Source organism: Paraburkholderia sp., assembly GCF_004298475.1.
Classification (GTDB): domain Bacteria; phylum Pseudomonadota; class Gammaproteobacteria; order Burkholderiales; family Burkholderiaceae; genus Paraburkholderia; species Paraburkholderia denitrificans.
On record NZ_SCRP01000002.1, the window covers coordinates 191,975 to 216,676 of the forward strand.

Annotated in this window: 19 protein-coding genes; 9 read left to right on the forward strand and 10 right to left on the reverse strand. The window is 64.7% G+C overall.

What is annotated here, in order from left to right:
• Nucleotides 1-214: 214 nt before the first annotated feature.
• From EPN59_RS01020 to cysS, 5 genes are all read right to left on the reverse strand, one after another.
• Nucleotides 215-1,465 carry an aspartate kinase gene (locus EPN59_RS01020; protein ID WP_293040535.1) on the reverse strand — a complete coding sequence of 417 codons (1,251 nt, stop codon included), beginning with the start codon at nucleotides 1,463-1,465 and terminating at the stop codon, nucleotides 215-217.
• Nucleotides 1,466-1,916: 451 nt separating this feature from the next.
• Nucleotides 1,917-3,368 carry a tRNA lysidine(34) synthetase TilS gene (tilS, locus tag EPN59_RS01025; protein ID WP_293040532.1) on the reverse strand — a complete coding sequence of 484 codons (1,452 nt, stop codon included), beginning with the start codon at nucleotides 3,366-3,368 and terminating at the stop codon, nucleotides 1,917-1,919.
• A 40-nt stretch (nucleotides 3,369-3,408) separates the two neighbouring features.
• Nucleotides 3,409-4,380 carry an acetyl-CoA carboxylase carboxyltransferase subunit alpha gene (locus tag EPN59_RS01030; RefSeq protein ID WP_293040529.1) on the reverse strand — a complete coding sequence of 324 codons (972 nt, stop codon included), beginning with the start codon at nucleotides 4,378-4,380 and terminating at the stop codon, nucleotides 3,409-3,411.
• 165 nt (nucleotides 4,381-4,545) lie between these two features.
• A complete protein-coding gene (locus EPN59_RS01035) occupies nucleotides 4,546-5,508 on the reverse strand; it encodes a DNA-3-methyladenine glycosylase (protein WP_293045366.1) in 963 nt (320 codons plus the stop codon).
• Nucleotides 5,509-5,555: 47 nt separating this feature from the next.
• Nucleotides 5,556-6,953, reverse strand: coding sequence for a cysteine--tRNA ligase (gene cysS / locus EPN59_RS01040; protein ID WP_293036336.1), 1,398 nt, complete (start codon nucleotides 6,951-6,953; stop codon nucleotides 5,556-5,558).
• Nucleotides 6,954-7,194: 241 nt separating this feature from the next.
• On the opposite strand from cysS, the gene EPN59_RS01045 reads away from it, so the two are divergent.
• The 4 genes from EPN59_RS01045 (at nucleotide 7,195) to EPN59_RS01060 (ending at nucleotide 9,990) form a co-directional block, all read left to right on the forward strand.
• Nucleotides 7,195-7,908, forward strand: coding sequence for a tetratricopeptide repeat protein (locus EPN59_RS01045; protein ID WP_293036332.1), 714 nt, complete (start codon nucleotides 7,195-7,197; stop codon nucleotides 7,906-7,908).
• Nucleotides 7,909-7,975: 67 nt separating this feature from the next.
• The gene (locus EPN59_RS01050; RefSeq protein WP_293036329.1) at nucleotides 7,976-8,557 is read left to right on the forward strand and encodes a peptidylprolyl isomerase; all 582 of its coding nucleotides are present in this window, start codon (nucleotides 7,976-7,978) and stop codon (nucleotides 8,555-8,557) included.
• Between the two features lie 116 nt (nucleotides 8,558-8,673).
• The gene (locus tag EPN59_RS01055; protein WP_293036326.1) at nucleotides 8,674-9,168 is read left to right on the forward strand and encodes a peptidylprolyl isomerase; all 495 of its coding nucleotides are present in this window, start codon (nucleotides 8,674-8,676) and stop codon (nucleotides 9,166-9,168) included.
• A gap of 24 nt (nucleotides 9,169-9,192) precedes the next feature.
• A complete protein-coding gene (locus tag EPN59_RS01060) occupies nucleotides 9,193-9,990 on the forward strand; it encodes a UDP-2,3-diacylglucosamine diphosphatase (protein ID WP_293045368.1) in 798 nt (265 codons plus the stop codon).
• A gap of 101 nt (nucleotides 9,991-10,091) precedes the next feature.
• Here EPN59_RS01060 and EPN59_RS01065 read toward each other — a convergent pair whose 3' ends face one another.
• A complete protein-coding gene (locus tag EPN59_RS01065) occupies nucleotides 10,092-10,916 on the reverse strand; it encodes an RNA methyltransferase (RefSeq protein WP_293033540.1) in 825 nt (274 codons plus the stop codon).
• A 380-nt stretch (nucleotides 10,917-11,296) separates the two neighbouring features.
• On the opposite strand from EPN59_RS01065, the gene EPN59_RS01070 reads away from it, so the two are divergent.
• From EPN59_RS01070 to EPN59_RS01080, 3 genes are all read left to right on the forward strand, one after another.
• A complete protein-coding gene (locus tag EPN59_RS01070; RefSeq protein ID WP_293033538.1) occupies nucleotides 11,297-12,094 on the forward strand; it encodes an inositol monophosphatase family protein in 798 nt (265 codons plus the stop codon).
• A gap of 379 nt (nucleotides 12,095-12,473) precedes the next feature.
• Entirely contained in the window at nucleotides 12,474-15,140 is a 2,667-nt protein-coding gene (gene mutS / locus EPN59_RS01075) for a DNA mismatch repair protein MutS (RefSeq protein ID WP_293033536.1), read from the forward strand.
• A 10-nt stretch (nucleotides 15,141-15,150) separates the two neighbouring features.
• On the forward strand, nucleotides 15,151-16,443 hold the full coding sequence (locus EPN59_RS01080; RefSeq protein WP_293033534.1) for a hypothetical protein: 1,293 nt from the start codon (nucleotides 15,151-15,153) through the stop codon (nucleotides 16,441-16,443).
• A 78-nt stretch (nucleotides 16,444-16,521) separates the two neighbouring features.
• Here the strand turns inward: EPN59_RS01080 and EPN59_RS01085 are convergent, their stop codons facing one another.
• Nucleotides 16,522-17,064, reverse strand: coding sequence for a peptidylprolyl isomerase (locus tag EPN59_RS01085; RefSeq protein WP_293033532.1), 543 nt, complete (start codon nucleotides 17,062-17,064; stop codon nucleotides 16,522-16,524).
• A 974-nt stretch (nucleotides 17,065-18,038) separates the two neighbouring features.
• Between EPN59_RS01085 and EPN59_RS01090 the strand changes: the two genes are divergently transcribed.
• Complete coding sequence (locus EPN59_RS01090; RefSeq protein WP_293033530.1) at nucleotides 18,039-18,290, forward strand: hypothetical protein; 252 nt, start codon at nucleotides 18,039-18,041, stop codon at nucleotides 18,288-18,290.
• A gap of 246 nt (nucleotides 18,291-18,536) precedes the next feature.
• On the opposite strand, the gene EPN59_RS01095 is transcribed toward EPN59_RS01090, so the two are convergent.
• The 3 genes from EPN59_RS01095 to EPN59_RS01105 form a co-directional block, all read right to left on the reverse strand.
• A complete protein-coding gene (locus EPN59_RS01095; RefSeq protein ID WP_293033528.1) occupies nucleotides 18,537-20,783 on the reverse strand; it encodes an ATP-dependent DNA helicase in 2,247 nt (748 codons plus the stop codon).
• A 123-nt stretch (nucleotides 20,784-20,906) separates the two neighbouring features.
• Nucleotides 20,907-21,143 (reverse strand): DUF465 domain-containing protein, encoded by a 237-nt coding sequence (locus tag EPN59_RS01100; protein WP_293033526.1) that lies wholly within the window; start codon nucleotides 21,141-21,143, stop codon nucleotides 20,907-20,909.
• An 80-nt stretch (nucleotides 21,144-21,223) separates the two neighbouring features.
• Nucleotides 21,224-22,045, reverse strand: a complete 822-nt coding sequence (locus tag EPN59_RS01105) for a colicin transporter (RefSeq protein WP_363928524.1) — start codon at nucleotides 22,043-22,045, stop codon at nucleotides 21,224-21,226.
• Nucleotides 22,046-22,339: 294 nt separating this feature from the next.
• Between EPN59_RS01105 and EPN59_RS01110 the strand changes: the two genes are divergently transcribed.
• Nucleotides 22,340-24,691 (forward strand): Tex family protein, encoded by a 2,352-nt coding sequence (locus EPN59_RS01110; protein ID WP_293034074.1) that lies wholly within the window; start codon nucleotides 22,340-22,342, stop codon nucleotides 24,689-24,691.
• Nucleotides 24,692-24,702: the final 11 nt, after the last annotated feature.

Genomic DNA, 24,702 nt, shown 5'->3' on the forward strand with positions numbered 1-24,702 from the left:
CGAAAACTTCGCTCGCGCCAGGGAGGCAGCGCGACGAAGCCAAGATGATAGCGGGTTAGCGCGTCGCGGTCAATTTGTGGGATGTATTTTTTTGCAGGATTTCAGCCGGTAAGCAGTCAACCGCGCAGTCAACCGCGCGACCAACTTCGCAAATAAACTTCGGCCACCATACTGCTACGTCCACGAGACCTGTCAAACGCGCGTCACATGGCGCTCACTCGTGCTCGAGATCGAATGCCTTGTGCAGCGCGCGTACCGCCAGTTCCATGTACTTCTCGTCGATCAGCACCGAAATCTTGATTTCGGAGGTCGAGATCATCTGGATGTTGATGCCCTCTTCCGACAGCGTGCGGAACATCTTGCTCGCGACGCCGACATGCGAGCGCATGCCCACGCCAACCACGGAAATCTTCGACACCTTCGGGTCGCCGAGCACCTGCTCGGCTTTCACGTGATCCTTCACCTGGCTCGTGAGGATATCCATCGCGCGCGTGTAATCGCCGCGGGCCACCGTGAACGTGAAAGCGGTTTTGCCCTCCACGCTCTGGTTCTGGATGATCATGTCGACGTCGATGTTCGCATCCGCCACCGGGCCGAGGATCTGATACGCAATTCCCGGCTTGTCGGGCACGCCCATCACGGCGATGCGGGCCTCGTCGCGCTGGAACGCGATACCCGAAATAACTGCTTTTTCCATGGTGTCGTCTTCTTCAAAAGTAATCAGGGTGCCCGATTTCATTTCCTCGTCGAGCGGCATCATCGGGTCGGTCAGGCTGGAGAGCACGCGCGTCTTCACCTGATACTTGCCTGCGAATTCGACCGAACGGATCTGCAGCACCTTCGAACCGAGGCTGGCCATTTCCAGCATCTCTTCGAACGTGATGCGATCGAGGCGGCGCGCGTCGTCCACCACGCGCGGGTCGGTCGTGTAGACGCCGTCGACGTCCGTGTAGATGAGGCATTCGTCGGCCTCCAGCGCCGCGGCCACCGCGACCGCCGAAGTGTCCGAGCCGCCGCGGCCAAGCGTCGTGATGTGACCTTCGGGATCGATGCCCTGGAAGCCCGTGATCACGACCACCTTGCCCGCATCGAGGTCGGCCAGCACGCGCTCGCCGTCGATTTCGCTGATACGCGCCTTCGTGAACGAACTGTCGGTTTTGACCGGGACTTGCCAGCCGGTGTAGCTGATGGCGTCGACGCCGGCTTCGTGCAGCGCGATGGACAGCAGGCCGACGCTGACCTGCTCGCCGGTTGACGCGATCATGTCGAGTTCGCGCGGATTCGGCTGCGCGGAAATCTCTTTCGCGAGCCCGAGCAGGCGGTTGGTTTCGCCGGACATCGCCGAAGGCACGACGACCATTTTGTGGCCTGCCTTGTGCCATTTGGCAACGCGCCTGGCGACGTTCTTGATGCGCTCGACCGAGCCCATCGAGGTGCCGCCGTATTTGTGTACGATGAGTGCCATTGTCGTTCTGAACTGGAGATGTTACTGCGCTGGCGCACTGAAGACAGCGTCGCCACCGGGCCTCTGGCCCCTGGCTTGGCGACGGCTTGCATGCAGCGCGTGCAGCACGCGCGGAATTTGTCCGGCGCGCGAAAATGATTGGGTTCCGGCGCCCCTGCCCGCATGTCGCGACGATGTCCCCGCAACCGACGCTTAACCGCCGAAGGAAAGATCGCGCCCTCTTCACTGCATGCCGCTTTTGGCGGCGTCCGTGAACACGAAAAAGCGGACTGGACAAACGAGTTAACCTACCCGATCAGCGCAGAAATTTCAAGACGAAATTGGCTATTCATGGGCGAAAAAGGCTTGTGCAGCAAGGATTTGCAGCAATTGGCGCTATTAATTGAACCCTTTTTACCAATATCGACCTCGTACAGGCGCGCATAATGGGGGCCGATTAATTTTTATAACGTCAGGCGATCTGCAGATCCTCGCGCCATTCGATGCGCCGCCAGGTCGATGTCGCCTTAACGGAAGATGCATCGCCGTGCGCGGCAGATCCCCACTCAGGGAATGCCGCGCGATTCACGCCGATACGCGGCACGAACAAGAGCGTCTCGCCGCTGAAAAGCAGCGGCACGTCGCGCTCCCAGGCGGGAATGCCCTGCCGCTGAAACAGATGCTTGAGCGTGCGGCTCACCCCCGCTGACGCGTCGCGCACGCGCTCGCCGCCGGAGCGCTCGCGCGCGACGAGCGGCTGGCTGGCGAGCAGCGCTTCAGGCACTGCATCGGGATCGGCGGCGTCGGCCGGCGCGAACACGAAGGTGCCGCGCCACTGCGGCAAGCGCCAGATTTCCTCGCCGCGCCAGATCAGTTCGGCCGGTTCACGCGTCGATTGCGCAACGTTCGGCTCACGCGCCATCTCCCAGAAAACTTTCCCGCGATAGCAGCGTAGCCGTTGGCCGGCGTGATCGACACCCAACGCATGATCGCCGCCGGTGCCGTCATCGCGGGCGATCTCGCGCAACTGGCGCAATGCGTCGGCGATACGCGCGGTCGACGCCGCAGGCAAACTGAGCGCGCGCATCCAGTAACGCAGTACGTTGAGCGCGCGCGCATCGTCGAGCGCGATCAGCTTCGCGTGCGACAGCGACTCGGCATCGTGGCCGACGGCGATATTGGCAAGGTCGATCTGGGCCAGCTCGTCGAGCAGGCGCTGCGCCGACGCCGCGTGCGCCGCCGTGCGCGCGAGTGCATCGCGATAGCCCGGAAAATGTGTGGCGAGCGCGGGAATCACGTCGTGGCGCAGCGCGTTGCGCGCGTAGCGCGTATCGACGTTCGATTCGTCCTCGACCCAGCGCACGCCGTGCGCATGCGCATACGCCTCTAGTTGCGAGCGCAACAGATACAGGAACGGCCGCACGCGCGGCACGCCGCCAGCGGGCGTGCGCGCCGGCGCCATGGCGGCCAGGCCCGCGAGCCCTGCCCCGCGCAGCAACTGCAGCAGCACGGTCTCGGCCTGATCGTCGGCGTGCTGCGCGAGCCACAGCGACTGCGCGCCATGCACGGCGCACATCGCGTCGAGCGCGCCGTAACGCGCCTCGCGCGCCGCCGCCTCCACACCAGCGCGATCGTCGCGCGCCACTGCGATGTACCGCGCGTCGAACGCCACGCAGAGCGCGCTCGCCGTCGCCGCGCAATGCGCGAGCCACTGATCGGCGTTCGAACTCAGACCGTGATGCACGTGAAGCGCGACACAACGCGACGCGCCCGCGATGCGCACAGCGGCATCGAGCAGCACGGACGAATCGACGCCGCCGCTATAGGCAACGGCAATGATGCTGTCGTTCGGGAGGCTGGAAAGCACGACGCCGAGCGCATCGAAAACGATGCGCCCGGCGTCGGTATCAGGATGGGCAGTCACAGCGTGACGGCGCGTTCGCGCCGGCCATTAGACGCGAGGCTTACGCGCCCGGCGTCGTTTCCTTGAACTTGCCGTAGGCCATCAGGCGCTCGTAACGACGCTCCTTCAGATCGGCGATGCTCATGCCCTGGAACTGGCGCAGCGAGTCGGAGAGCGCGCGGCGCAGCAATGCGGCCATGCCCTTCGGATCGCGATGCGCGCCGCCGAGCGGCTCGTTCACGATCTTGTCGATGAGACCGAGCGCCTTCAGGCGGTGCGCGGTGAGGCCAAGCGCTTCCGCAGCCTCCGGTGCCTTCGCGGCGCTCTTCCACAGAATCGACGCGCAGCCTTCCGGCGAAATAACCGAGTAGGTCGAGAATTGCAGCATCAGCACGGTATCGGCCACTGCAATTGCGAGCGCGCCGCCCGAGCCGCCTTCACCGATGATGGTCGTGATGATCGGCGTCTTCAGTTCGGCCATCACGTACAGGTTGCGGCCAATCGCTTCCGACTGACCGCGCTCTTCCGCGCCGATGCCCGGGTAGGCGCCCGGCGTGTCGACGAACGAGAAGATCGGCAGACCGAATTTCTCGGCTAGGCGCATCAGGCGCTCGGCCTTGCGATAGCCTTCGGGGCGCGGCATGCCGAAGTTGCGCGCAGCGCGCTCCTTCGTGTCGCGGCCCTTTTGCTGCCCCATCACCATGCAGGCCTGGCCGTTGAAGCGCGCGAGGCCGCCGACGATCGCCAGGTCGTCCGCGTACGCGCGGTCGCCGTGCAGTTCGTGAAAATCGGTGAACAGCTCGTGAACGTAGTCGAGCGTGTAGGGACGCTGCGGATGGCGCGCGATCTGCGAGACCTGCCACGGGCTCAGGCTCGCATAGAGGTCCTTCGTGAGCAGCTGGCTTTTCTTCGAAAGCCGGTCGATCTCCTCCGAGATATCGACGGCCGAGTCGTCCTGAACGAAGCGCAGTTCTTCGATTTTCGCTTCGAGTTCAGCGATCGGCTGTTCGAAATCCAGAAACGTGGTTTTCATGTGTTGGAATCCTTGCACTTGCCGGCAGCGCGTATTCTAACCGCGACTGCCCGCATCGAAACGGGCGCAGAACTATCGGTTGGCGATTGACGATAGTCAATCACTTAACCGCATTCGCACCTTCAAATTCGCACCTTCAAATGCCGTCAAACCGAAGCACGCGGCTCACGCGGGCTCGAGACTGCGCCACATATACCACGTCGCGACGGTACGCCACGGCTCCCAGTTGGCCGCGACTTCGCGTGCTTCGCTGCGCGTGACCGGTTCGCCGCTGAAGTAGTTGACGCTGATCGCGCGGATCAGTCCGAGGTCGTCGAGCGGCAGCACATTCGGACGCGCGAGATTGAAAATCAGGAACATCTCCGCAGTCCAGCGGCCGATGCCGCGAATCTGCGTAAGCTCGGCGATCACGGCCTCGTCGTCCATCGACTTCCACTTGCCGACGTGCAATGCGCCCGACACGAAGTGTTGCGCAAGGTCAAGAATGTATTCCGTCTTGCGCTTCGACAGTCCGCATGCCGCGAGCTTCTCGTGACCGAGCTTCAGGAACTGCTGCGGCACGAGCCTGGGGCACGCATCTTCGACACGCCGCCACATCGCCTGCGCAGCCGCCGTCGAAATCTGCTGGCCGACCACCGAGCGTGCGAGCGTGACGAACGGATCGTCCTGGCTCATGAGATGCACGGGGCCGAACTTCGGAATCAGCTTCTTGAGAATGCGGTCGCGCTTGACGAGATCGGCGCATGCGCGATCCCAGTAGTCGGGGCGCTGCACTTCAAGCTCGAACGCGTCAGACAGATGATCAGCCGATGCATCGAGCGCCGCTGCGCCATCGGGCTGGGCCGCGGGCGCGGCATGCAGCGCGTCGGCATCGAGCGGCACCTGTGCGCCGTTGGCCTTCATGCGCGCCGATTTCGCGCCCGCTTTGGGCGCCGGCTTCGCCTCGCCGTTGAGCGCTGCCCCGCTTTGCTTGCCAGCCGTCTTGTTGGCCGGCGCCGTCTTGCCATCGAGCACGTCTTTTGCGGTCTTCGCCGCCGCGGCGCCGCGCACCGCGCGCTTGCCCGCCTCGCCTGCCGCGCTCGTTAGTGACGCAGACCGCCTTGCCTGCGTCTTTGTGGCCGTTACCATCCTGCCTCCTGCCTCGCGAATCGATCAGTGGAAACTGGACAGCCCGCTCAAACGCGGCGCCACTCGGTCAATCCGCCCGGTTTGTCTTCCAGCGCGACACCGGCATCGAGCAGTTCGGCCCGGATCCGGTCCGCCTCCGCATACTGCTTCGCCTGCTTCGCGGCGGCGCGCGCGGCGATCTTCGCTTCGATTGCGGCGACGTCGAGCGCGCCTGCTTCGGCCGCGCCCACCGCCTGCTGCAGAAACACGCGCGGCTCGCGCACCAGAAGCCCCATCACGCGCGCGAGGCGTTGCAGCTGACGCGCGAGCACCGCATCGCGCGTCCGGTTCACTTCAGTTGCAAGATCGAACAGCACGGCAATCGCGACCGGCGTATTGAAGTCGTCGTTCATCGCCGCGCGAAAACGCTGCGCATACGGCTCGTTCCAGTCGAGTTCGCCCGCATCCGGCGTTACGTCCTTCAGCGCCGTGTAAAGACGCGTGAGCGCGTTGCGTGCATCGTCGAGGTGCACGTCGCTGTAGTTCAACGGTGAACGATAGTGCGCGCGCGCCATGAAGAAGCGCACCACTTCGGCATCGTATTTCGCCAGCACGTCGCGGATCGTGAAGAAGTTGCCGAGCGACTTCGACATCTTCTCATTGTCGATCTGCACGAAACCGTTATGCATCCAGTAGTTGACGAACGTCTTGCCGGTTGCACCTTCGCTTTGCGCAATCTCATTCTCATGGTGCGGAAACTGCAGATCCTGGCCGCCGCCATGAATGTCGAAATGCTCGCCGAGTAATGCGCAGCCCATCGCCGAGCATTCGATATGCCAGCCCGGACGTCCGCGGCCATAGTTCGAATCCCAGCTCGTATCGGCCGGCTCTTGCGGCTTTGCCTGCTTCCAGAGAACGAAGTCGAGCGGATCCTGCTTGGCGTCGTTGGCGGCCACGCGCTCGCCCGCGCGCAAGTCTTCGATCGACTTGCCAGAGAGCGCACCGTAGTTCGCGAACTTGCGCACCGCGTAATTCACGTCGCCGTCCGTGCCCTGATACGCGTAGCCATTTTTCTCCAGCATGCCGATCATGTCGAGCATCTGCGGGATGTATCGCGTCGCACGCGGCTCGTGATCGGGACGCGCCACGCCGAGCGCATCGGCGTCTTCGTGAAGCGCGTCGATGAAGCGGTCGGTGAGCGACTTGATCGTCTCGCCGTTTTCCACCGCGCGGCGAATGATCTTGTCGTCGATATCGGTGATATTACGCACGTACGTCACGTTATAACCGAGCGCGCGCAGCCATCGCTGGACGATATCGAATACCACCATCACACGCGCGTGGCCAACGTGACAATAGTCATACACCGTCATACCGCAGACGTACATTCTTACGACGCCGGGCTCGAGGGGCACGAAAGGCTGCTTGTCACGTGCGAGCGTGTTGTAGATGCGCAGTGATTCCATAAAGAAGATGGATACGTGGTTCGAAGAAAATCCGCAACGGCGTCGATCGCTGCCGGCCGGTGCGACGCACCGCGGCGCTCAGGCTGCAATCTGGGCGGAGACGACCACGAGGAGCAAAGACAGCCAGGCGTCTCACGCTGCGCGCCCGGAACATACCGGATGCAACCGGAACAAGCGCGCGACGAAAACGCACAGACCTTTTGTTAGAATGGCTCGGAGTATAACACCGCGAACTCACCCTATGAAACCTTCCAGCGGCCGCGCGCCTCGCGTTGCGACCCTTGCCGCAGCGGCGCTTGCGAGCGTCGCGTTCGTCCTTGGCAGCGCGCAAATCGCACAGGCTGCGACGCTTGCGACGACGGACAGCACGCCCGAAGCCGACAGCGCCATCGCGCAGCATAACTGGGCGGCAGCGCTCGAAGCCCTCGACGCGCGCATCAAGACCAACCCGCGCGACGTGCAGGCGAAGTTCAAGCGCGCCACGATCCTCGCGCGCCTCAATCGCGACGACGACGCAATCGAGGCGTTCGCCGCGCTCACGCAGCAATATCCCGAACTGCCCGAGCCGTACAACAATCTCGCGGCGCTCTATGCGAAGCACGGCCGCTTCGAAGATGCGCGCGTCGCGCTGGAAACGGCGGTCAAGGCGAACCCGTCCTATGGGCTTGCCTGGGAAAACCTCGGCGACCTCTATCTGCGCCTGGCCGATGCGTCATACCGACACGCAACGGCGCTCGGCCATGCAAGCAGCACGACGCAGCAGCGCCTCAGCGACCTTCAGAATATCGTCGCGCCGTCCAGGACGTCGGGGAAGCCGCACGCGGCGCACGCGGCACAAGCGGCAGCCGAGAGCGCCGCGCCTGTCGCTTCGCCCGTGCTGAACAGCCCGACATTCCAGTTCGGCGGCCCGAGCGGGCCGCTCGCGATGCCGCCGTTCATGGCACCTTCGCAGTAAGCCGCGTCGCGCTGCACACGCAGCGCCGCACCCTGTTTTTCCGCTACCCGCTTTTCCGAGGATACTCATGAAATGGTTGATGTTGGCGCTCGGCAGCGCCGCCCTGATCGCGAACGCGCCCGCCTTTGCACAACCGGTTGCGCAGGCCGCGCATCCGCAGGTGCTGATCAAGACCAGCGAGGGCGACATCCGCGTCGAGCTCTATCCCGAGAAAGCGCCGAAGACCGTCGACAACTTCCTCCAGTACGTGAAGTCAGGCCAGTACAACGGCACGATTTTCCACCGCGTGATCCGCGGGTTCATGATCCAGGGCGGCGGCTACACGACGAGCTATGTCGAGAAACCCACGCGCGCGCCGATCCCGCTCGAGAGCAAGACCGGCCTGAAGAACGTGACCGGCACGATCGCGATGGCGCGCACGGGCGACCCGGATTCGGCGACGGCGCAGTTCTTCATCAACACCGTCGATAATGCCGGCCTCGACTATCCGAATCCGGACGGCAACGGCTACGCCGTGTTCGGCAAGGTCACCCAGGGCATGGACGTCGTATCGAAGATCGAAGCGGCGCCCACCACCACGCGCGGCCCGATGTCCGACGTGCCGCAAACGCAAATCGTGATTCAGTCGGCGACCGTCGTCGGCAAATAAAAAATAACGCCCCACTCATCGCACGGCGCAGCGCCGGCACACGCGAGAGCGCAACGCTTCGCCTCGTGCCGCTGCCGCGCCGTCCAATCACCCCTGCCACAGCAAAGGATTGAATCATGGTCGAACTGCATACGAACCACGGCGTCATCAAGCTCGAACTCAACGCCGAAAAGGCCCCGAAGACGGTCGAAAACTTCCTCGCCTATGTGACGAAGGGCCACTACGACGGCACCGTCTTCCACCGCGTCATCGACGGTTTCATGATCCAGGGCGGCGGCTTCGAAGCCGGCATGAAGCAAAAGCCCACTGATGCCCCGATCGAAAACGAAGCGAACAACGGCCTGAAGAACGAGCGCGGCTCGATTGCGATGGCGCGCACCAACGACCCGCATTCGGCATCGGCCCAGTTCTTCATCAACGTCGCCGACAACGACTTCCTGAACCACTCGTCGCCGTCGCCGCAAGGCTGGGGCTACGCCGTGTTCGGCAAGGTCGTCGAGGGCCTCGAAGTCGTCGACAAGATCAAGAAGGTCAAGACCGGCTCGAAGGGCTTCCATCAGGACGTGCCGGTCGACGACGTCGTGATCGAGAAGGCTGTCATCGTCGACTGACAACACACCGCGCACGCTTCATTCATGCTGCAGGAAAAGGCACTACGACACGCCGCTGCGGGCGTACCTGGCGAGGGCAAGCGCCCTCACGCGGCACGCCCGTTCATGTTCATTTCGGACCTGCATCTGAATGAGGCGATTCCGCGCACGGTCGCCGCGTTCGAGCGTTTTATCCGCGTCACTGCCGATCACGCGGACTCGGTGTTCATTCTCGGCGACCTCTTCGAATACTGGATCGGCGACGATATGCTCGACGATCCATTCGTCGCGCGCATGACCGCGCTGCTGCACTCGCTTTCGGAGCGCGGCATCGCACTCTACGTCATGCACGGCAATCGCGACTTCCTGATGGGCAGGCGCTTCATGAAAGCGTCGGGCGCAATCTGGCTGACCGATCCGATCGCGATCATGGCTTTCGGCACGCGCATCGCGCTCGCGCACGGCGACGCGCTGTGCACCGAGGATCACGGCTACCAGCTGTTCCGCAAGTTCGCGCGCAATTGCCTCGTGCAACTGCTCTTTCTCGCGTGGCCGCTGCGCTGGCGGCGCGCGCTCGCCGAGAAGATGCGGAGCAAAAGCGAAGCAGGCCGTTCGCGGCCCATCCTGCCGCGCTACGACGTGACGGCGCGCGGCGTCGCGGCGCTCTTCAAGCGCAGCCGCGCAGGGACGATCATTCACGGTCATACGCACCGCCCGGCCCGCCACGAGGAACCCGGCGGCGTGCGCTGGGTGCTGCCCGACTGGGATCTCGATCACGGCAAGCCGCGTGGCGGCTATCTGCGCGTCGATGCGGAGGGATTCAGGATGATGCCGCTCGAGTGAGCGGCATCGAAAGACCGGCTGGCAAACGGCGCAGATCGAACAGCGCTGCGTTTGCGTAGCCGGATAGAGGCAGTGCGCGCAAAGCGCGGGCCGTACGCGGGCTAGCGCGCTTCGTCGTCTCGCCCTTTGATCTGAAGGATGTTTTTCGCAATGCCGCGCACGATGTTGACCTCCTCGCGCTCGAGGCCGGAGCGTGCGAAGAGCCGCCGCAGCCGCGACATCAGTTTCTTCGGATTGGCCGGATCGAGAAAGCCGAGCGAGATCAACGCGTTCTCGAGATGGACGTACATGCGCTCGATGTCGTCGCTCGTGGCGAGCGGAGACCCCGCGGACACGGCGCCCGCAGCGGGAAGCGCGGCCCCCGCTTCGCCCGCGGCGAGGTACGCGAGCCGAAGCTCGTAGGCAAGCACCTGGACCGCCTGCGCGAGATTGAGCGAGCTGTACGCCGGATTCGCCGGAATATGGGCGAGCGCGCTGCAGCGCTCGACATCGTCGTTCGAGAGGCCCGTGCGCTCATTGCCGAACACGATCGCAATATCGCCGTGCGCGCCCACCTGGCGGGCGGCGTCCTGCACCGCCTCGCGCGGCGTGCCGGGCGGCGGCCCGTACTCGCGCGTGCGCGACGTCATCGCAAGCGACCAGCGCGTGCCCGCGAGCGCGTCCGCGAGCGTCGGCACGACGTGGGCGCCCGCCAGCACATCGTCGGCGCCGCTTGCCATCGCGACGGCATCGGGGTCGCTCTGCGCCTGCGGCACGCGCGGCGAGACAAGCACGAGCCGCGAAAAGCCCATCGTTTTGAGCGCGCGCGCAGCCGCGCCGATATTGCCGGGATGGCTCGGCTCGACAAGCACGAAACGCGTGGAAGTGAAGCCGCCGCGCAGCGGCTCGTGGGCGTCGCCTGAGGCGGCGTGAAGATCGGAATGCACCAAAATAAGTCTCGAACGGCAGCGAATTGAAACGAACACGTATGCGTATGGTAGCGCGCCTTGCGGCTGGCCCGCAGGCCGATGCGGAACGCGTCAAGCAAGACCCGGCCGGACTCGGGTAAAATGCCGGATTCGCACGCGGTTGCGCTCCTCTTTTCGGTGAGCGCAAGGCGTCGGCGCCCTTTATCGACGGCTTACTAACGGCTTGTCGGCGGGCGCCGGCATCCGGCCGACCGGCCCGCCGCACCTCGCTCTTATTCAATTCGTCTCCGTTGGCGGGACAGGTCCGCGCAAGCGCCTGTCCATCGTTAGACGCTTTTATCTTCTGCAAACTGGCGCGCCGCCCCGTGGCACGCGCCGGATAAAAAGGATCCAGGCTCATGCATCCCATGCTCAACATTGCTGTCAAGGCCGCGCGCCGCGCCGGGCAGATCATCAACCGCGCGTCGCTCGATCTCGAGCTCGTGCAGGTCTCGAAGAAACAGCACAACGATTTCGTCACGGAGGTGGACAAGGCGTCGGAAGCGGCAATCATCGACACGCTCAAGACCGCCTACCCCGATCACGCCATTCTCGCGGAAGAGTCGGGCCGCTCGGACAACGAATCCGAATACCAGTGGATCGTCGATCCGCTCGACGGCACCACGAACTTCATCCACGGCTTCCAGTACTACTGCGTTTCGATTGCGCTCACGCACAAGGGCATCGTCACGCAGGCAGTGGTCTACGATCCGACCCGCAACGACCTCTTCACCGCCTCGCGTGGCCGCGGCGCGTTCCTGAACGACCGCCGCATCCGCGTAGGCCGCCGCGACCGTCTCGCCGACGCGCTGATCGGCACCGGCTTCCCGTTCCGCGAGAAGGACAGCCTCGAGCGCTACACCGATCTGTTCGCCGATATGACCCGCGCCTGCGCGGGCCTGCGCCGCCCGGGCGCAGCGGCGCTCGATCTGGCCAACGTCGCGGCAGGCCGCATGGACGGCTTCTTCGAGCAGGGCCTGAGCCCGTGGGACGTCGCGGCTGGAGCGCTCCTCGTGACGGAGTCGGGCGGCCTGATCGGCAACTACACGGGCGACTCGGATTACCTGCATGTGGGCGAAGTGGTCGCGGGCAACCCGAAGTTGTACGCGCAGATGGTGCCGATCCTCTCGAAGTACACGCGCATCAACGCGGCCTGACTTCATGAAAACCGTGTGTGCCGTGGTCCGGTCGTAAACCGGCGCGGCCATGCGGTGATTTCGTCGCAGGCAATCCGGCAGCAGCGAGCGGCTTCGGCCGCTCGATCGCTTTCCGGGCTGACGGGCTGAACACGCCCGGCTGCCCGCTGATGCTGACGATCGCGTGCGGCGTGTCCGGATTCCGCGTGGCAGGTTGCCCGTTCGCAAAGTACGGAATCCTTACCGAATTACGCTCTCGATAATCGCCGGCACGATGCCCGGCGGCGCGCACGGTGACGAACCAGCACGCACGTACGCACGGCGCTGGCCGTTCGGCCAGGTTCACATGCGCACGGCGCGAGTTAAACTCACGCCCTGAACCCCTAGCAAGACTCCGAGGATGGCTACACACACCGAAGGCGACATCGCGCAACATACGCCGATGATGCGCCAGTACCTGAGCATCAAGGCCGACCACCCGGGCACGCTCGTGTTCTACCGGATGGGCGACTTTTACGAGCTGTTCTTCGAAGACGCCGAGAAGGCCGCGCGCCTGCTCGATCTCACGCTCACGCAGCGCGGCGCGTCCGCGGGCAATCCGATCAAGATGGCAGGCGTGCCGCACCACGCCGTCGAACAGTATCTTGCGAAGCTCGTGAAGCTCGGCGAATCGGTGGCGATTTGCGAGCAGATCGGCGATCCGGCCACCTCGAAGGGGCCCGTCGAACGCAAGGTCGTGCGCGTGGTCACACCGGGCACGCTGACCGACGCAGCCCTGCTTTCCGACAAGAACGACGTCTATCTCATGGCCGTCTGCCCGGGCCACAACCGGCGCGGCGTCACGGTGAACGTCGGCCTGGCATGGCTCAATCTCGCCAGCGGCGCGCTGCGCCTCGCCGAAGTCGCGCCCGACCAGGTCGCCGCGGCCTTCGAGCGCATCCGCCCGGCGGAAACTCTCGTCGCGGAAATGCCCGCCGACACGGCGGGATGGACGGTGCCCGCCGGCATCGGCGCACTCACGCGTGTACCGGCGTGGCACTTCGACGTTTCATCGGGCAAAGAGCGGCTGCGCGGCCAACTCGACGTCGCCAGTCTCGACGGCTTCGGCGCCGAATCGCTGACGAGTGCGTGCGGCGCAGCGGGTGCGCTGCTGCTCTACGCGGCGGCTACCCAGGGACAGCAACTGCGCCACGTGCGCAGCCTGAAGGTGGAAGCCGAATCCGAATATATCGGGCTCGACCCGGCCACGCGCCGCAATCTCGAATTGACCGAGACACTGCGCGGCACCGAATCGCCCACGCTCTGCTCGCTGCTCGACACCTGCAGCACGACGATGGGCAGCCGCCTGCTGCGTCACTGGCTGCATCATCCGCCGCGCGATGCGTCGGTTGCGCAGATGCGTCAGCAGTCTATCGGCGCGCTGCTCGATGCGCCGCCGCCCGCGACTGTCGACGCCTTGCGCGCCGTACTGCGCCAGGTCGCCGACGTCGAACGCATCACCGGGCGCCTCGCGCTGCTCTCTGCCCGTCCGCGCGACCTGTCGAGCCTGCGCGACACCTTCGCCGCCCTGCCCGCGCTGCGCGAGCAAGTCGCTGCGGCCAGCGGTGCAGCGACTGCGCTTGCGCGCATCGCCCTCGCCCTGGAGCCGCCCGCCGCATGCACGGACCTGCTGCAGCGCGCAGTCGCGCCGGAACCGGCTGCGATGGTGCGCGACGGCGGCGTGATCGCACGCGGCTACGACGCCGAACTCGACGAACTGCGCGACATGTCGGAAAACTGCGGCCAGTTCCTGCTCGATCTCGAAACGCGCGAACGCGCGCGCACGGGCATCGGCAATCTGCGCGTCGAGTACAACAAGGTCCACGGTTTCTATATCGAAGTCACACGCGGCCAGACGGATAAAGTCCCCGAGGACTATCGCCGCCGCCAGACGCTCAAGAACGCCGAGCGCTACATCACGCCTGAATTGAAGGTGTTCGAGGACAAAGCGCTTTCGGCGCAGGAGCGCGCACTCGCGCGCGAGCGCGCGCTTTACGACGCGCTGCTGCAGGCGCTGCTGCCCTTTATCCCCGATTGCCAGCGCGTCGCTGCGGCGCTCGCGGAACTCGACTTGCTCGCAGCATTCGCGGAGCGCGCCCGCGCACTCGACTGGAACGCACCAGCGTTTTCGGAAGCGCCCGGCATCGAGATCGAACAGGGCCGTCATCCAGTCGTCGAGGCGCAGGTCGAACAGTTCATTGCGAACGACTGCTCGCTGAACACGGACCGCAAGCTGCTGCTCATCACCGGCCCGAATATGGGCGGTAAATCGACGTTCATGCGCCAGACTGCGCTGATTGCACTGCTCGCCTACGTGGGCAGTTACGTGCCCGCGAAAAGCGCGCGCTTCGGCCCGATCGACCGCATCTTCACGCGCATCGGCGCCGCCGACGATCTCGCGGGCGGGCGTTCGACCTTCATGGTCGAGATGACCGAGGCGGCAGCAATCCTCAACGACGCCACGCCGCAAAGTCTCGTGCTGATGGACGAGATCGGGCGCGGCACCTCGACGTTCGACGGACTTGCGCTCGCATGGGCAATCGCGCGCCACCTGCTCGCGAGCAACGGCTGTCACACGCTCTTCGCCACGCACTACTTCGAACTGACGCAGCTGCCGACGGAATTTCCCCAGGCGGCCAACGTCCATCTCTCGGCGGTCGAGCACGGGCACGGCATCGTGTTCCTGCATGCGGTCCAGGAAGGCCCGGCGAACCAGAGCTACGGCCTGCAGGTCGCGCAGCTCGCAGGTGTGCCCGCTGCGGTGATCCGGGCGGCGCGCAAGCATCTCGTGCATCTCGAACAGATGTCGGCCGGACAGCCCACACCGCAACTCGATCTGTTCGCGGTGACGACTGACGACGACGAACTGCTCGAAGTCGAGGACGCACGAGAAGCGCCGGACCCTTGCGCGTCGCTCGTCGCCGAACGGCTGCGCGCGCTCGATCCGAACGAACTGCGACCGCGCGATGCACTCGATCTGTTGTACGAACTGCATGAACTGGCAACGGCGCCGCACGCGAAAAACTAGGCGTCTGCGCATGACGCCACCACGGCCGGTGCGCCATGGGTGCACCGCACCGTGTCGCGCGTGCGCGCTGTACGTCCTGCTGCACGTTCTGGTGGCGACGCTGGCCCTTGCGCTGCCGATCGGCACTGCGTGGGCGCAGTCGCCGCGCTATACGTTCGCGGTCGTTGCGAATGTCTTGACCTCGCAACGCGAGGAACCCGCCGCAAACCGGCTCATCGACGCGATCAGCCGTGAGCCGCAACCGGCGTTCGTCGTCTACGACGGCAACCTCAAGGGTCCGCGCGAAACCTGTGCGGATTCTCTCTACGACCGGCGCCGCGAGATGCTCGACGCGTCGCGTGCGCCGCTCGTCTTCGTGCCCGGCCAGCACGACTGGGTCACATGCGGCACGAGCGGATCGGGCGGATACGATCCGCTCGAGCGGCTCGACCTGATGCGGCAGACCTTCTTTTCCGATCCCGCCGCACTCGGGCAGAGTCCGCTCCCCGTCACACGCGAAAGCGAGGTACCGCGATTCAGGCCGTACCGGGAAAACGTGCGCTGGCAGGTTGGCGATACCGTGTTCCTGGCGCTGAACGTGCCGGACGGCAACAACCATTATCTGAATGCAGGCGGGCGCAACGGCGAGTTCGAAGACCGTGTGATCGCCAACGGCTTCTGGCTCGAGCATGCGGCCGAATATGCGAAGCGCCGCGATGCGCGTGCGATTGTGATCTTCATTCAGGCCGACCCGCTGCCCGAACGCGACGAGCGAGCCGACCGCTTCGCGTGGCTACGCTTTGGCCGCCGAACGCACGACGGCTACCTCGAATTAAGGCGCAGTCTGATCAAGCTGGCCGAAACGTTCCGCGGCCCGGTCGTGCTCATCCATGCCGACGACACGAAGCTCGCACGCGGCTACATCATCGATCAGCCGCTGCGCACGGAAAAAGGCGGGAAGGTGACGAACGTCACGCGCATCGCATTCGACTTGCGCGCCCCGCTCACGCAATGGCTGCAGATCGATGCGGATATGACGCGGCGCACGCCGCTGCGCGTGAGCGTGCGCGAAGTCCCGAAGCATCTGCCGCCTCTCGCGCCATCGCTGCCGGACTTCAACCAGCCGACGCTACAGCCCGGGATGCCGGAAATGTCGTCGATGCCCGATGTCACGGAAATTCCCGGCATGCAGCAGGCGCCTGGCGTCCTGCCGGAGAACACAGAGCAGCCCGCGAGCAGCGCAATGCCCGCGCCCGCGCAACCGGTACCCGGTACGCTGCCGAACAGCCAGCCCCCGGTACCGCAAATGCTGCAAGATCAGTAGATTTTCAGCCGGGCGTGCGGGCGCATGCACCCGCACGTGGCATAGCAGGCGCCGGCCAAAGCCGGCGTGGTGGACAGATTAGTGGAGCGTGGGTTTGGAGCCGTCTTCGCCGCCGTCCTCGTCGTCTTCGTCGATCACTTCGAGACCGTCCGCGCCGTGCGCATGCTCATGCTCGATCTCATCGTCGGTCGCCTGACGCACTTCCTTGACAGTCAGCGCGAATCGCAGGGCCATGCCCGCAAGCGGGTGATTGCCGTCGAGCACGACCTTGTCTTCGGCAACGTCCGTGACGGTGTAGATGAGCGTGTCGAGATCTTCATCGCCCTCTTCCGGCGTACCCTCGAACTGCATGCCGACTTCGAGTGGCTCCGGGAAACGGTTGCGCGGCTCGATTTTCACGAGTTCGGGATCGTACTCTCCGAACGCATCCTGCGGCTCAAGCTGGATCTGGGTCTCGAAGCCCGGCTCCTGGCCGTCCAGCACTTCCTCGATCTTGGGGAACGTGCCGTCATAGCCGCCGTGCAGATAAACCATCGGCTCGTCGCTCTCCTCGATCAGATTGCCCTGCGCATCCGATAGCTTGTAAGCGACCGACACGACGGTGTCCTTTGCAATTTTCATTCGATCCTCCAGAATACTGCCGCTATTATACGATGCGATGGCATCCCCTTGACCATCCGACGGACGCGCTCAAACGGCGCGCCAGGCGCGCCGCCCCGCGGCAGATATCAACACCGGATCGCTGTCCACAGCACACGACCGTGTTGCACGCTCGACCGGCCCGCCAGGCTTTCACTCCCCTTCCAGTTATTAATTGATATACCAATTTCGCTACTGGCTCTTACAGCACCGCGTGAGTTCGAAGGTGGCTATGCCAAAGTGCTGTCGCGCGCGTAATGAGTGGGCCGTTTCTGACGCAGGCTCTCGTCGCCTGGCTGGATATGGAACGCGCAAAAAGACGCTCAAAAATCCATCACCGCGATGCTGATGTATCTTATTTTTCGGGGCGGTGATTAAGCGGATCGAAGTACCTGTCGTCTTCGCCCACCCAAACGGTAGGCCCGTCGGTCGCCTGGTGAGGCACGATTGCAGTTTCACGCGTCAAAATCTGAGGGAAACGCTCGACCGCCGGTCAATCCTGCATTACGATGCGCGCTCGTACTGTCTGAGCGGGGAATAATCCCTGCTCGGAGCAGCAGGAAAGTGGCTGCCAGAACTGGCTGATTAGCGGCTCGCCACGGCGCGATGGAAGGGAAACGCTTTGTAACACTCTCGCATGCCGCGCCGATGACAGCTTTGCTTTACGAGTGGTATCGTGCGGGCTGGATACGGGCTGGAGCGCTTGCATAAGTGCTCTGGACTGCTATACCGTACCAGGTTGTTATACCGTACTAATATGATGCTAGTATGAGAAAGACAACGTATTGGCCCTGGATTGGTCGACGGTCGATACGAAAGTGCCTATAATTTCCGCCCAAGCTGTTGGGAAGATTCGCGCACTTGAAGCGCGCCTCCTTCAGCCGAGGTCGGTGTTGGGGCACATTACCGGTATTATTTGCGCTGTTGCTTACCTTTAACCATAAAAGGACGTGATCATGAAGAAATCCCTCCTCGTAGCATCCCTGCTGGCAGTTGTCGCACTGGCTGCGTGCAACAAGAGCAGCGATCAGGCTGCCGCGCCGGCAGACGGTGCGTCGGCCCCGGCCGCCGCTCCGGAAGCCGCTTCGCCTGCTGCTCCCGCTGCAGCTGCTGCGAGCGACGCTTCGGCACCGGCCGCTGCTGCTCCGGAAGCCGCATCGCCGGCAGCTCCGGAAGCTGCATCGCCGGCTGCTGGCGCAAGCCAGTAAGCTGTATTGCTGCAACGCCCGTGCGGAGTTCAGCTCCGGCGGGCATCGCAGTGCGTCGGCACACAACGTGGCGCTATCGCCAGGTGTGTGCCGCGCAAGCAGAAAAGCCACGAACTTTCGTCCGTGGCTTTTTTGTTTTTGCTGACCCATCCTCGACATGCGGCGCGCATATTCCGCACGTCCAACGAAGCAGCCCTGCCTTTGGCGAAGCGGTCCCACTCCCGGCAGCGCCACCCGGCTCGCCGCTTACTGCGCGTCCTCGTCCTCTTGCCTGCCGAAGAACTCCCTGACCACCTCGATTTCGCGCGTCCGCTTGAACGGCGGCAGACTTTGCCAGATGCGACGTCCATAGGGTTTATCGACGAGACGCGTATCGCAGATCATCAGCACGCCTCGATCCGTTTCGGCACGGATCAACCGGCCCGCGCCCTGCTTTAGCGTGATTACCGCTTGAGGCAACTGATGGACAGCGAACGGGCTCAAACCCTTCTTCGTGAGCGCATCGAGACGCGCCGCGAGTACGGGATCGTCGGGCGGCGCAAACGGCAGCTTGTCGATCACCACGAGCGATAGCGCGTCGCCACGCACGTCCACACCCTCCCAGAAACTCTGGCTGCCAACGAGGATTGCGTTGCCGTAGCTCCGGAAGCGTTCAAGCAGCTCCGTGCGGCTCGCGTCGCCTTGCACGAGGAGCGGCGTATTCCAGCCGCGCGCGTCGATCGTCTCGCGCAGTTTCGTGGCGATGCGATCCACCGCGCGCAGCGTCGTGCACAGCATGAATACGCCGCCGCCCGAGGCCTCGATCACCGGCATCGCGGCTTCGAACACGGCGTCCGTGAACTGCGGCGACGACGGCTGCGGCAGGTTGCGCGGCACGTAGAGCAGCCCTTGCGACGGATAGTCGAACGGGCTCGGCAGCGTCATCGAACGGCGCGAACTGAGGCCCATCTGCGCCGCATAGTGCGTGAAGTCACCGCGCACGGAGAGCGTCGCCGACGTGAAGATCCACGTACGCGGCACGCCTGCACGCTGCTTCGCGAAAATCGGCGCGACCGACAAAGGCGTTTCGTGCAATTGCACGGTGTGCGAGAACACCTCGACCCAGCGGACCTTCTCGTCGGCATCGGCGTGTTCGTCGTCATGCTCGCCCTGCACTTCGGGCTTGCGCGCGTCGGTCTTGCGCACATCATGCGACGGCGCGGGGGCCGCCACGGGCACCGTCCAGCCCGCCAGCACGCCCTGCAAGTCGCGCGCGCGGCGCAAGCACGCGCCGAGCGATTCGGCACGTTCCGCCTGGCTGGCGAGCGCAGTCACGAGCGTTGCAAGCTCGGTTTGCAATGCATCGAGCGAATCGAAGAGCGGATGATCGCCGGGCAACTGCGCGATCGACAGGCGCAGCGAATCTTCCTTGAACGCAAGCCGCACGTCGCGCGCGGCGCGTTCCAGCGCTGCGCCGAGCTTCACCCACTCGACGGCGTCGCGCGCATGGCTCAGGCCTTCGGTCACGCAGTCGCGCGCGAGTTCGAGGAACTGCGAGGTGGAAAGTGTTTCGCCGAAGAACAGCGTCGCTGTCTCGGGCAGCTGGTGGGCTTCGTCGAAAATGATCGTGTTCGCGCTCGGCAGCAGTTCGGCCATGCCGGTGTCGCGCAGCATGATGTCGGCGAAGAACAGGTGATGATTGACGACGACGATATCGGCCTGCTGCGCCTCTCGGCGCGCCTGCATCACGAAGCAATCCTTGTAGTGCGGACATTCCTGACCCAGGCAGTTGTCGCGCGTCGACGTCACCATCGACCACACCGCCGCCGTCTCGGGCACGCTCGCGAGTTCGGCCTTGTCGCCCGAGCGCGTGATCTTCGCGAAGCGCACGATTTCCTGCAGATACGCCGTTTCCTGGCGCGACGGCAAGCGGCCGTTATCGGCCGTGCGCTGCAGATAGTAATGGCACAGATAGTTCGAGCGCCCCTTGAGCATCGCAACGCTCACCGGCACCGCGAGCGCGTCGCGAACCGTCGGGATGTCGCGCTGGAACAACTGGTCCTGAAGGTGCTTCGTGCCCGTCGAGACGATCACCTTGCCGCCCCAGAGCATCGCCGGCACGAGGTAGGCGTAGGTCTTGCCGGTCCCCGTGCCCGCTTCGACGATCAGCGTGTTGTCGCCCGCTTCCGCGATGGCCTTCGCTGCTTCGTCCGCACGCTCCGGCGCAGCAGCGTCGCCTGCGCCGCCCCGCTGCCGACGCGCCGGCCGCGACTGCAATTCGAACGCGGCAGGATCGGGCAGCGCCTGCGCCGCCGCCTCCATCGCGGCGGCCACGGCGCGCGCCATCTCGATCTGCGACGCGCGCGGCCGATAGCCGTCGATTTCGCGGGCGAGCAGCCCGTCGGCGGCGAACAGGTCTTCGAGTTCGGCGGCGCGGCGCGTGCTCAGCGCCGCTGTCGAGGCGGACACCGCAGACGCCGAGGCGCCGGACGCAGGACGTGCGTCAGCCGGCACACCGCCTTCAGGCGCCGGCCGCGATCGGGATACGGGTGTTGAATTCAAGGCAAGCGGTTCCTGCTCGGTCCGGCGGGCGCGGCGGTCTTGAAGCCGCGCCCCGGCGCCTGCCAGGACCCGGAATCAGGCGTGCCCGTCCGAAATCTTCGTTGAATCGGGTTCCAGCTGCAGTTGCAGCAGGATGATGTTGTCCTTGACCTTGAGCTTGCGCTTCTTGAGCCGCTGCAATTCGAGATCGTCGCTTCCCGGCGTCTCGGCCATCCGTTCGATCAGCCGGTCCAGATCGCCGTGCTCCGACTCCAGCTGCAGAATGCGGTCCTGAAGAACCGCCGCCTTGACTTCACGTTGCTGCTCGCGCATGCTCGCCTCCTCGTTCTGAACGGCGCGCTCCTCGCGTATCGGATCGCGCGCCTGAGGTGCTGTACGGCTCAAAAAGCGTGCTACTGGTCCTGCTGCTGCATCTGCTTTTGCTGCTGTAGTTGCTGCTGCTCTTGTTGCTGCTTTTGCTGGGCCTTTGCGGCCGCCTGCTTCTGACGTTCTTCGACGTCAGCCTTGTGCTTCGCCGCGTCCGACTGCTTCTGCTGAAAGCGCTCGGCCTTCTGGGTCCGTTCCTGCGCTTTTTGCGCGCCCTGCTGACGCGCCTCGTTCAGCTTCTTCTGGAAATCCGACTGCTTCTGGTCGTACGCGGCCTGGTTCGCCGCGCGTTGCTTCTGCGACTGCTCGCCGGCGCGTTGCGCCTCTGCGAGCGCGTGCTGTTGCTGCTTCTGTGCATACGCCTGCTCGTTGGCGGCGCGCTGCGGTGCTTCAGCGGCGCGCTGCTGCACATCGAGTGCATGTTGCTGCTGCTTCTGTTCGAATGCCGCGGCGTTGCGCGCCTCATTGGCGGCGCGCTGCGGCGCATCAGCCGCATCCTGCGCGCGTTGCAGCGCCGCCTGCTGGTCGCGAGCGCGCGCGCGCTCCGCGCGCTGTTCATCGTCGAGCTTGAGCTGCTGGCTGCGGATATCCGCCTGCACGACCCGCATGCGGTCGCGCGCCTTGCCGATGCAATGATTCACGAAGAACGTGCTATAGCAATCGTGCTGCGCCACCCCATAGCGATAATTGTTCTCCGCCGTGCGCCGGTCGAGTTCCTTCTGACGCGCCTCGAAATCCGCCTGCAAACCCGCCTGCACGCCCGCAGCCGATGTATCCGACGCGTCCGGCGACACTTCCGGCGCCGTGTGGTCCTGCGCCTTGACCGGCGCGCTGACCGACGCGCACAACACAATGGCGCAAACCGCCAGACAGGCGGCGGTCCGCCGGCCAGCATCCTGACGCGGGCGGGTCGGTACGAGGGTTGAGCCGGGGAGCAAGCGGAAGGTCGTCAACGTCTTCTGGAGGCAGCGGAACATGCGCCAAATTCTAACACCCCCCGGGTTGAGCGCTCCGGCATTTATGGCAAAATGCGCCGCTCCAGCAGAGCGCAGACGCGCCGCAAGGCCACAGCGTTCAGGGCACGGGAAATGCAGCCTGAGGCAACCTGAGCAACCCGATCATCGCAAGAATATCCAGACCCTATGACGGAAACCGTAGCACTCAAGATCGTCCAGCGTATCGCCACCGAACTGGCCGTTCAGCCGCGCCAGGTGGCAGCCGCCGTGCAGCTTCTCGATGAAGGCGCGACCGTTCCGTTCATCGCCCGCTACCGCAAGGAAGTCACGGACAATCTCGACGATACGCAGCTGCGCACGCTCGAAGAGCGGCTCCTGTACCTGCGCGAACTCGAAGAGCGCCGTGCCGCCATCCTCGCGAGCATCGACGAACAAGGCAAGCTCACCGACGAACTGCGCACCGCAATCGTTGCCGCGGACAGCAAGCAGGTCCTCGAAGATCTGTATCTGCCGTACAAGCCCAAGCGCCGCACGCGCGCGCAGATCGCGCGCGAAGCCGGTCTGCAGCCGCTCGCCGATGCGCTGCTCGCCAATCCGCTGCTCGATCCGCAAACCGAAGCCGCGCAATACGTGGACGCCGAAAAAGGCGTCGCCGACGTGAAGGCCGCGCTCGACGGCGCGCGCGACATCCTCTCGGAGCAATTCGGCGAAACGGCCGAGCTGCTCGGGAAGCTGCGCGACTGGCTGCACGATCAGGGCGTCGTGACGTCGAGCGTGGTCGACGGCAAGGAAAGCGAAGAAGGCGAGAAATTCCGCGACTACTACGACTATTCCGAGACCATCAAGACCGTGCCGTCGCACCGCGCGCTCGCACTCTTTCGCGGGCGCAACGCAGGCGTGCTGATGATCAAGCTGGGCTTGGGCGCCGAGCAGGATGCGCTCGTGCCGCACCCCGGCGAAGGCATGATCGCGCGTCATTTCGGCATCGCGAATCAGGGCCGCCCGGCGGACAAGTGGCTCTCCGACGTGTGCCGCTGGTGCTGGCGCGTGAAAGTGCAGCCGCACCTCGAAAACGAACTGCTCACGGGCCTGCGCGAGCAGGCGGAAACCGAGGCGATCCGCGTGTTCGCGCGCAACCTCAACGATCTGCTGCTCGCAGCGCCGGCAGGACCGAAGGCCGTGATCGGCCTCGATCCGGGCCTGCGCACGGGCGTGAAGGTGGCTGTCGTCGACCGCACCGGCAAGCTGCTCGCGACCGATACGATCTACCCGCACGAGCCGCGCCGCGACTGGGACGGCTCGCTCGCGAAGCTCGCGCGCATCGCCCGCGAAACGCAGGCCGAACTCATCAGCATCGGCAACGGCACGGCCTCGCGCGAAACCGACAAGCTCGCCAGCGAGCTGATCTCGCGTCATCCCGAACTGAAGCTGCAGAAGATCGTCGTGTCCGAAGCGGGCGCATCGGTTTATTCCGCATCGGAACTCGCGGCGAAGGAATTCCCCGAACTCGACGTGTCCTTGCGCGGCGCCGTCTCCATTGCGCGCCGTCTTCAGGATCCGCTCGCCGAACTCGTGAAGATCGAGCCGAAAGCCATCGGCGTCGGTCAGTATCAGCACGACGTGAACCAGCGTGAGCTAGCGCGCGCACTCGACGCCGTGGTCGAGGACTGCGTGAATGCCGTCGGCGTCGATGCGAACACGGCCTCGGTCGCCCTGCTCGCGCGCGTCTCGGGTCTGAACGCGACGCTCGCGCGCAACATCGTCGACTATCGCGACGCCAACGGTCCGTTCCCGTCGCGCGCGCATCTGCGCCACGTGCCGCGCCTCGGCGACAAGACCTTCGAACAGGCCGCGGGCTTCCTGCGCATCAACAGCGGCGAGAATCCGCTCGACCGCTCGTCGGTCCACCCGGAAGCCTATCCGGTGGTCGAGCGCATGCTCGCGAAGATCAAGCGCACCATCGGCGACGTGCTCGGCAATCGCGAAGCGCTTTCGGGCCTCGCGCCGAACGAATTCGTCGACGAACGCTTCGGTCTGCCGACCGTGCGCGACATCCTCAGCGAACTCGAAAAACCGGGCCGCGATCCGCGTCCCGAGTTCAAGACCGCTACGTTCCGCGACGGCGTCGAGAAGGTCTCCGATCTCGTACCGGGCATGCTGCTCGAGGGCGTCGTGACGAACGTGGCCGCATTCGGCGCGTTCATCGACATCGGCGTGCATCAGGACGGTCTCGTACACGTATCCGCGATGTCCACGAAGTTCATCAAGGACCCGCACGAAGTCGTGAAGGCTGGCCAGGTCGTGAAGGTGAAGGTGCTCGACGTCGACGTGAAGCGTCAGCGGATCGCACTGACGATGCGCCTCGCCGACGATCCCGCGAGCGTCGCCGCGCAGCGCGGCGGCAGCGGCGGGAACGCTGGCGGCAGCGGCGCGGGCAACCGCAACGGCGGCGGCAATTCAGGCCGTGGGCAGCGTCCGCGCGAAGCGGAGCCCGCAGGCGCGATGGCAGCCGCTTTCGCGAAGCTCAAGTCACGCTGACCGGGCACGTG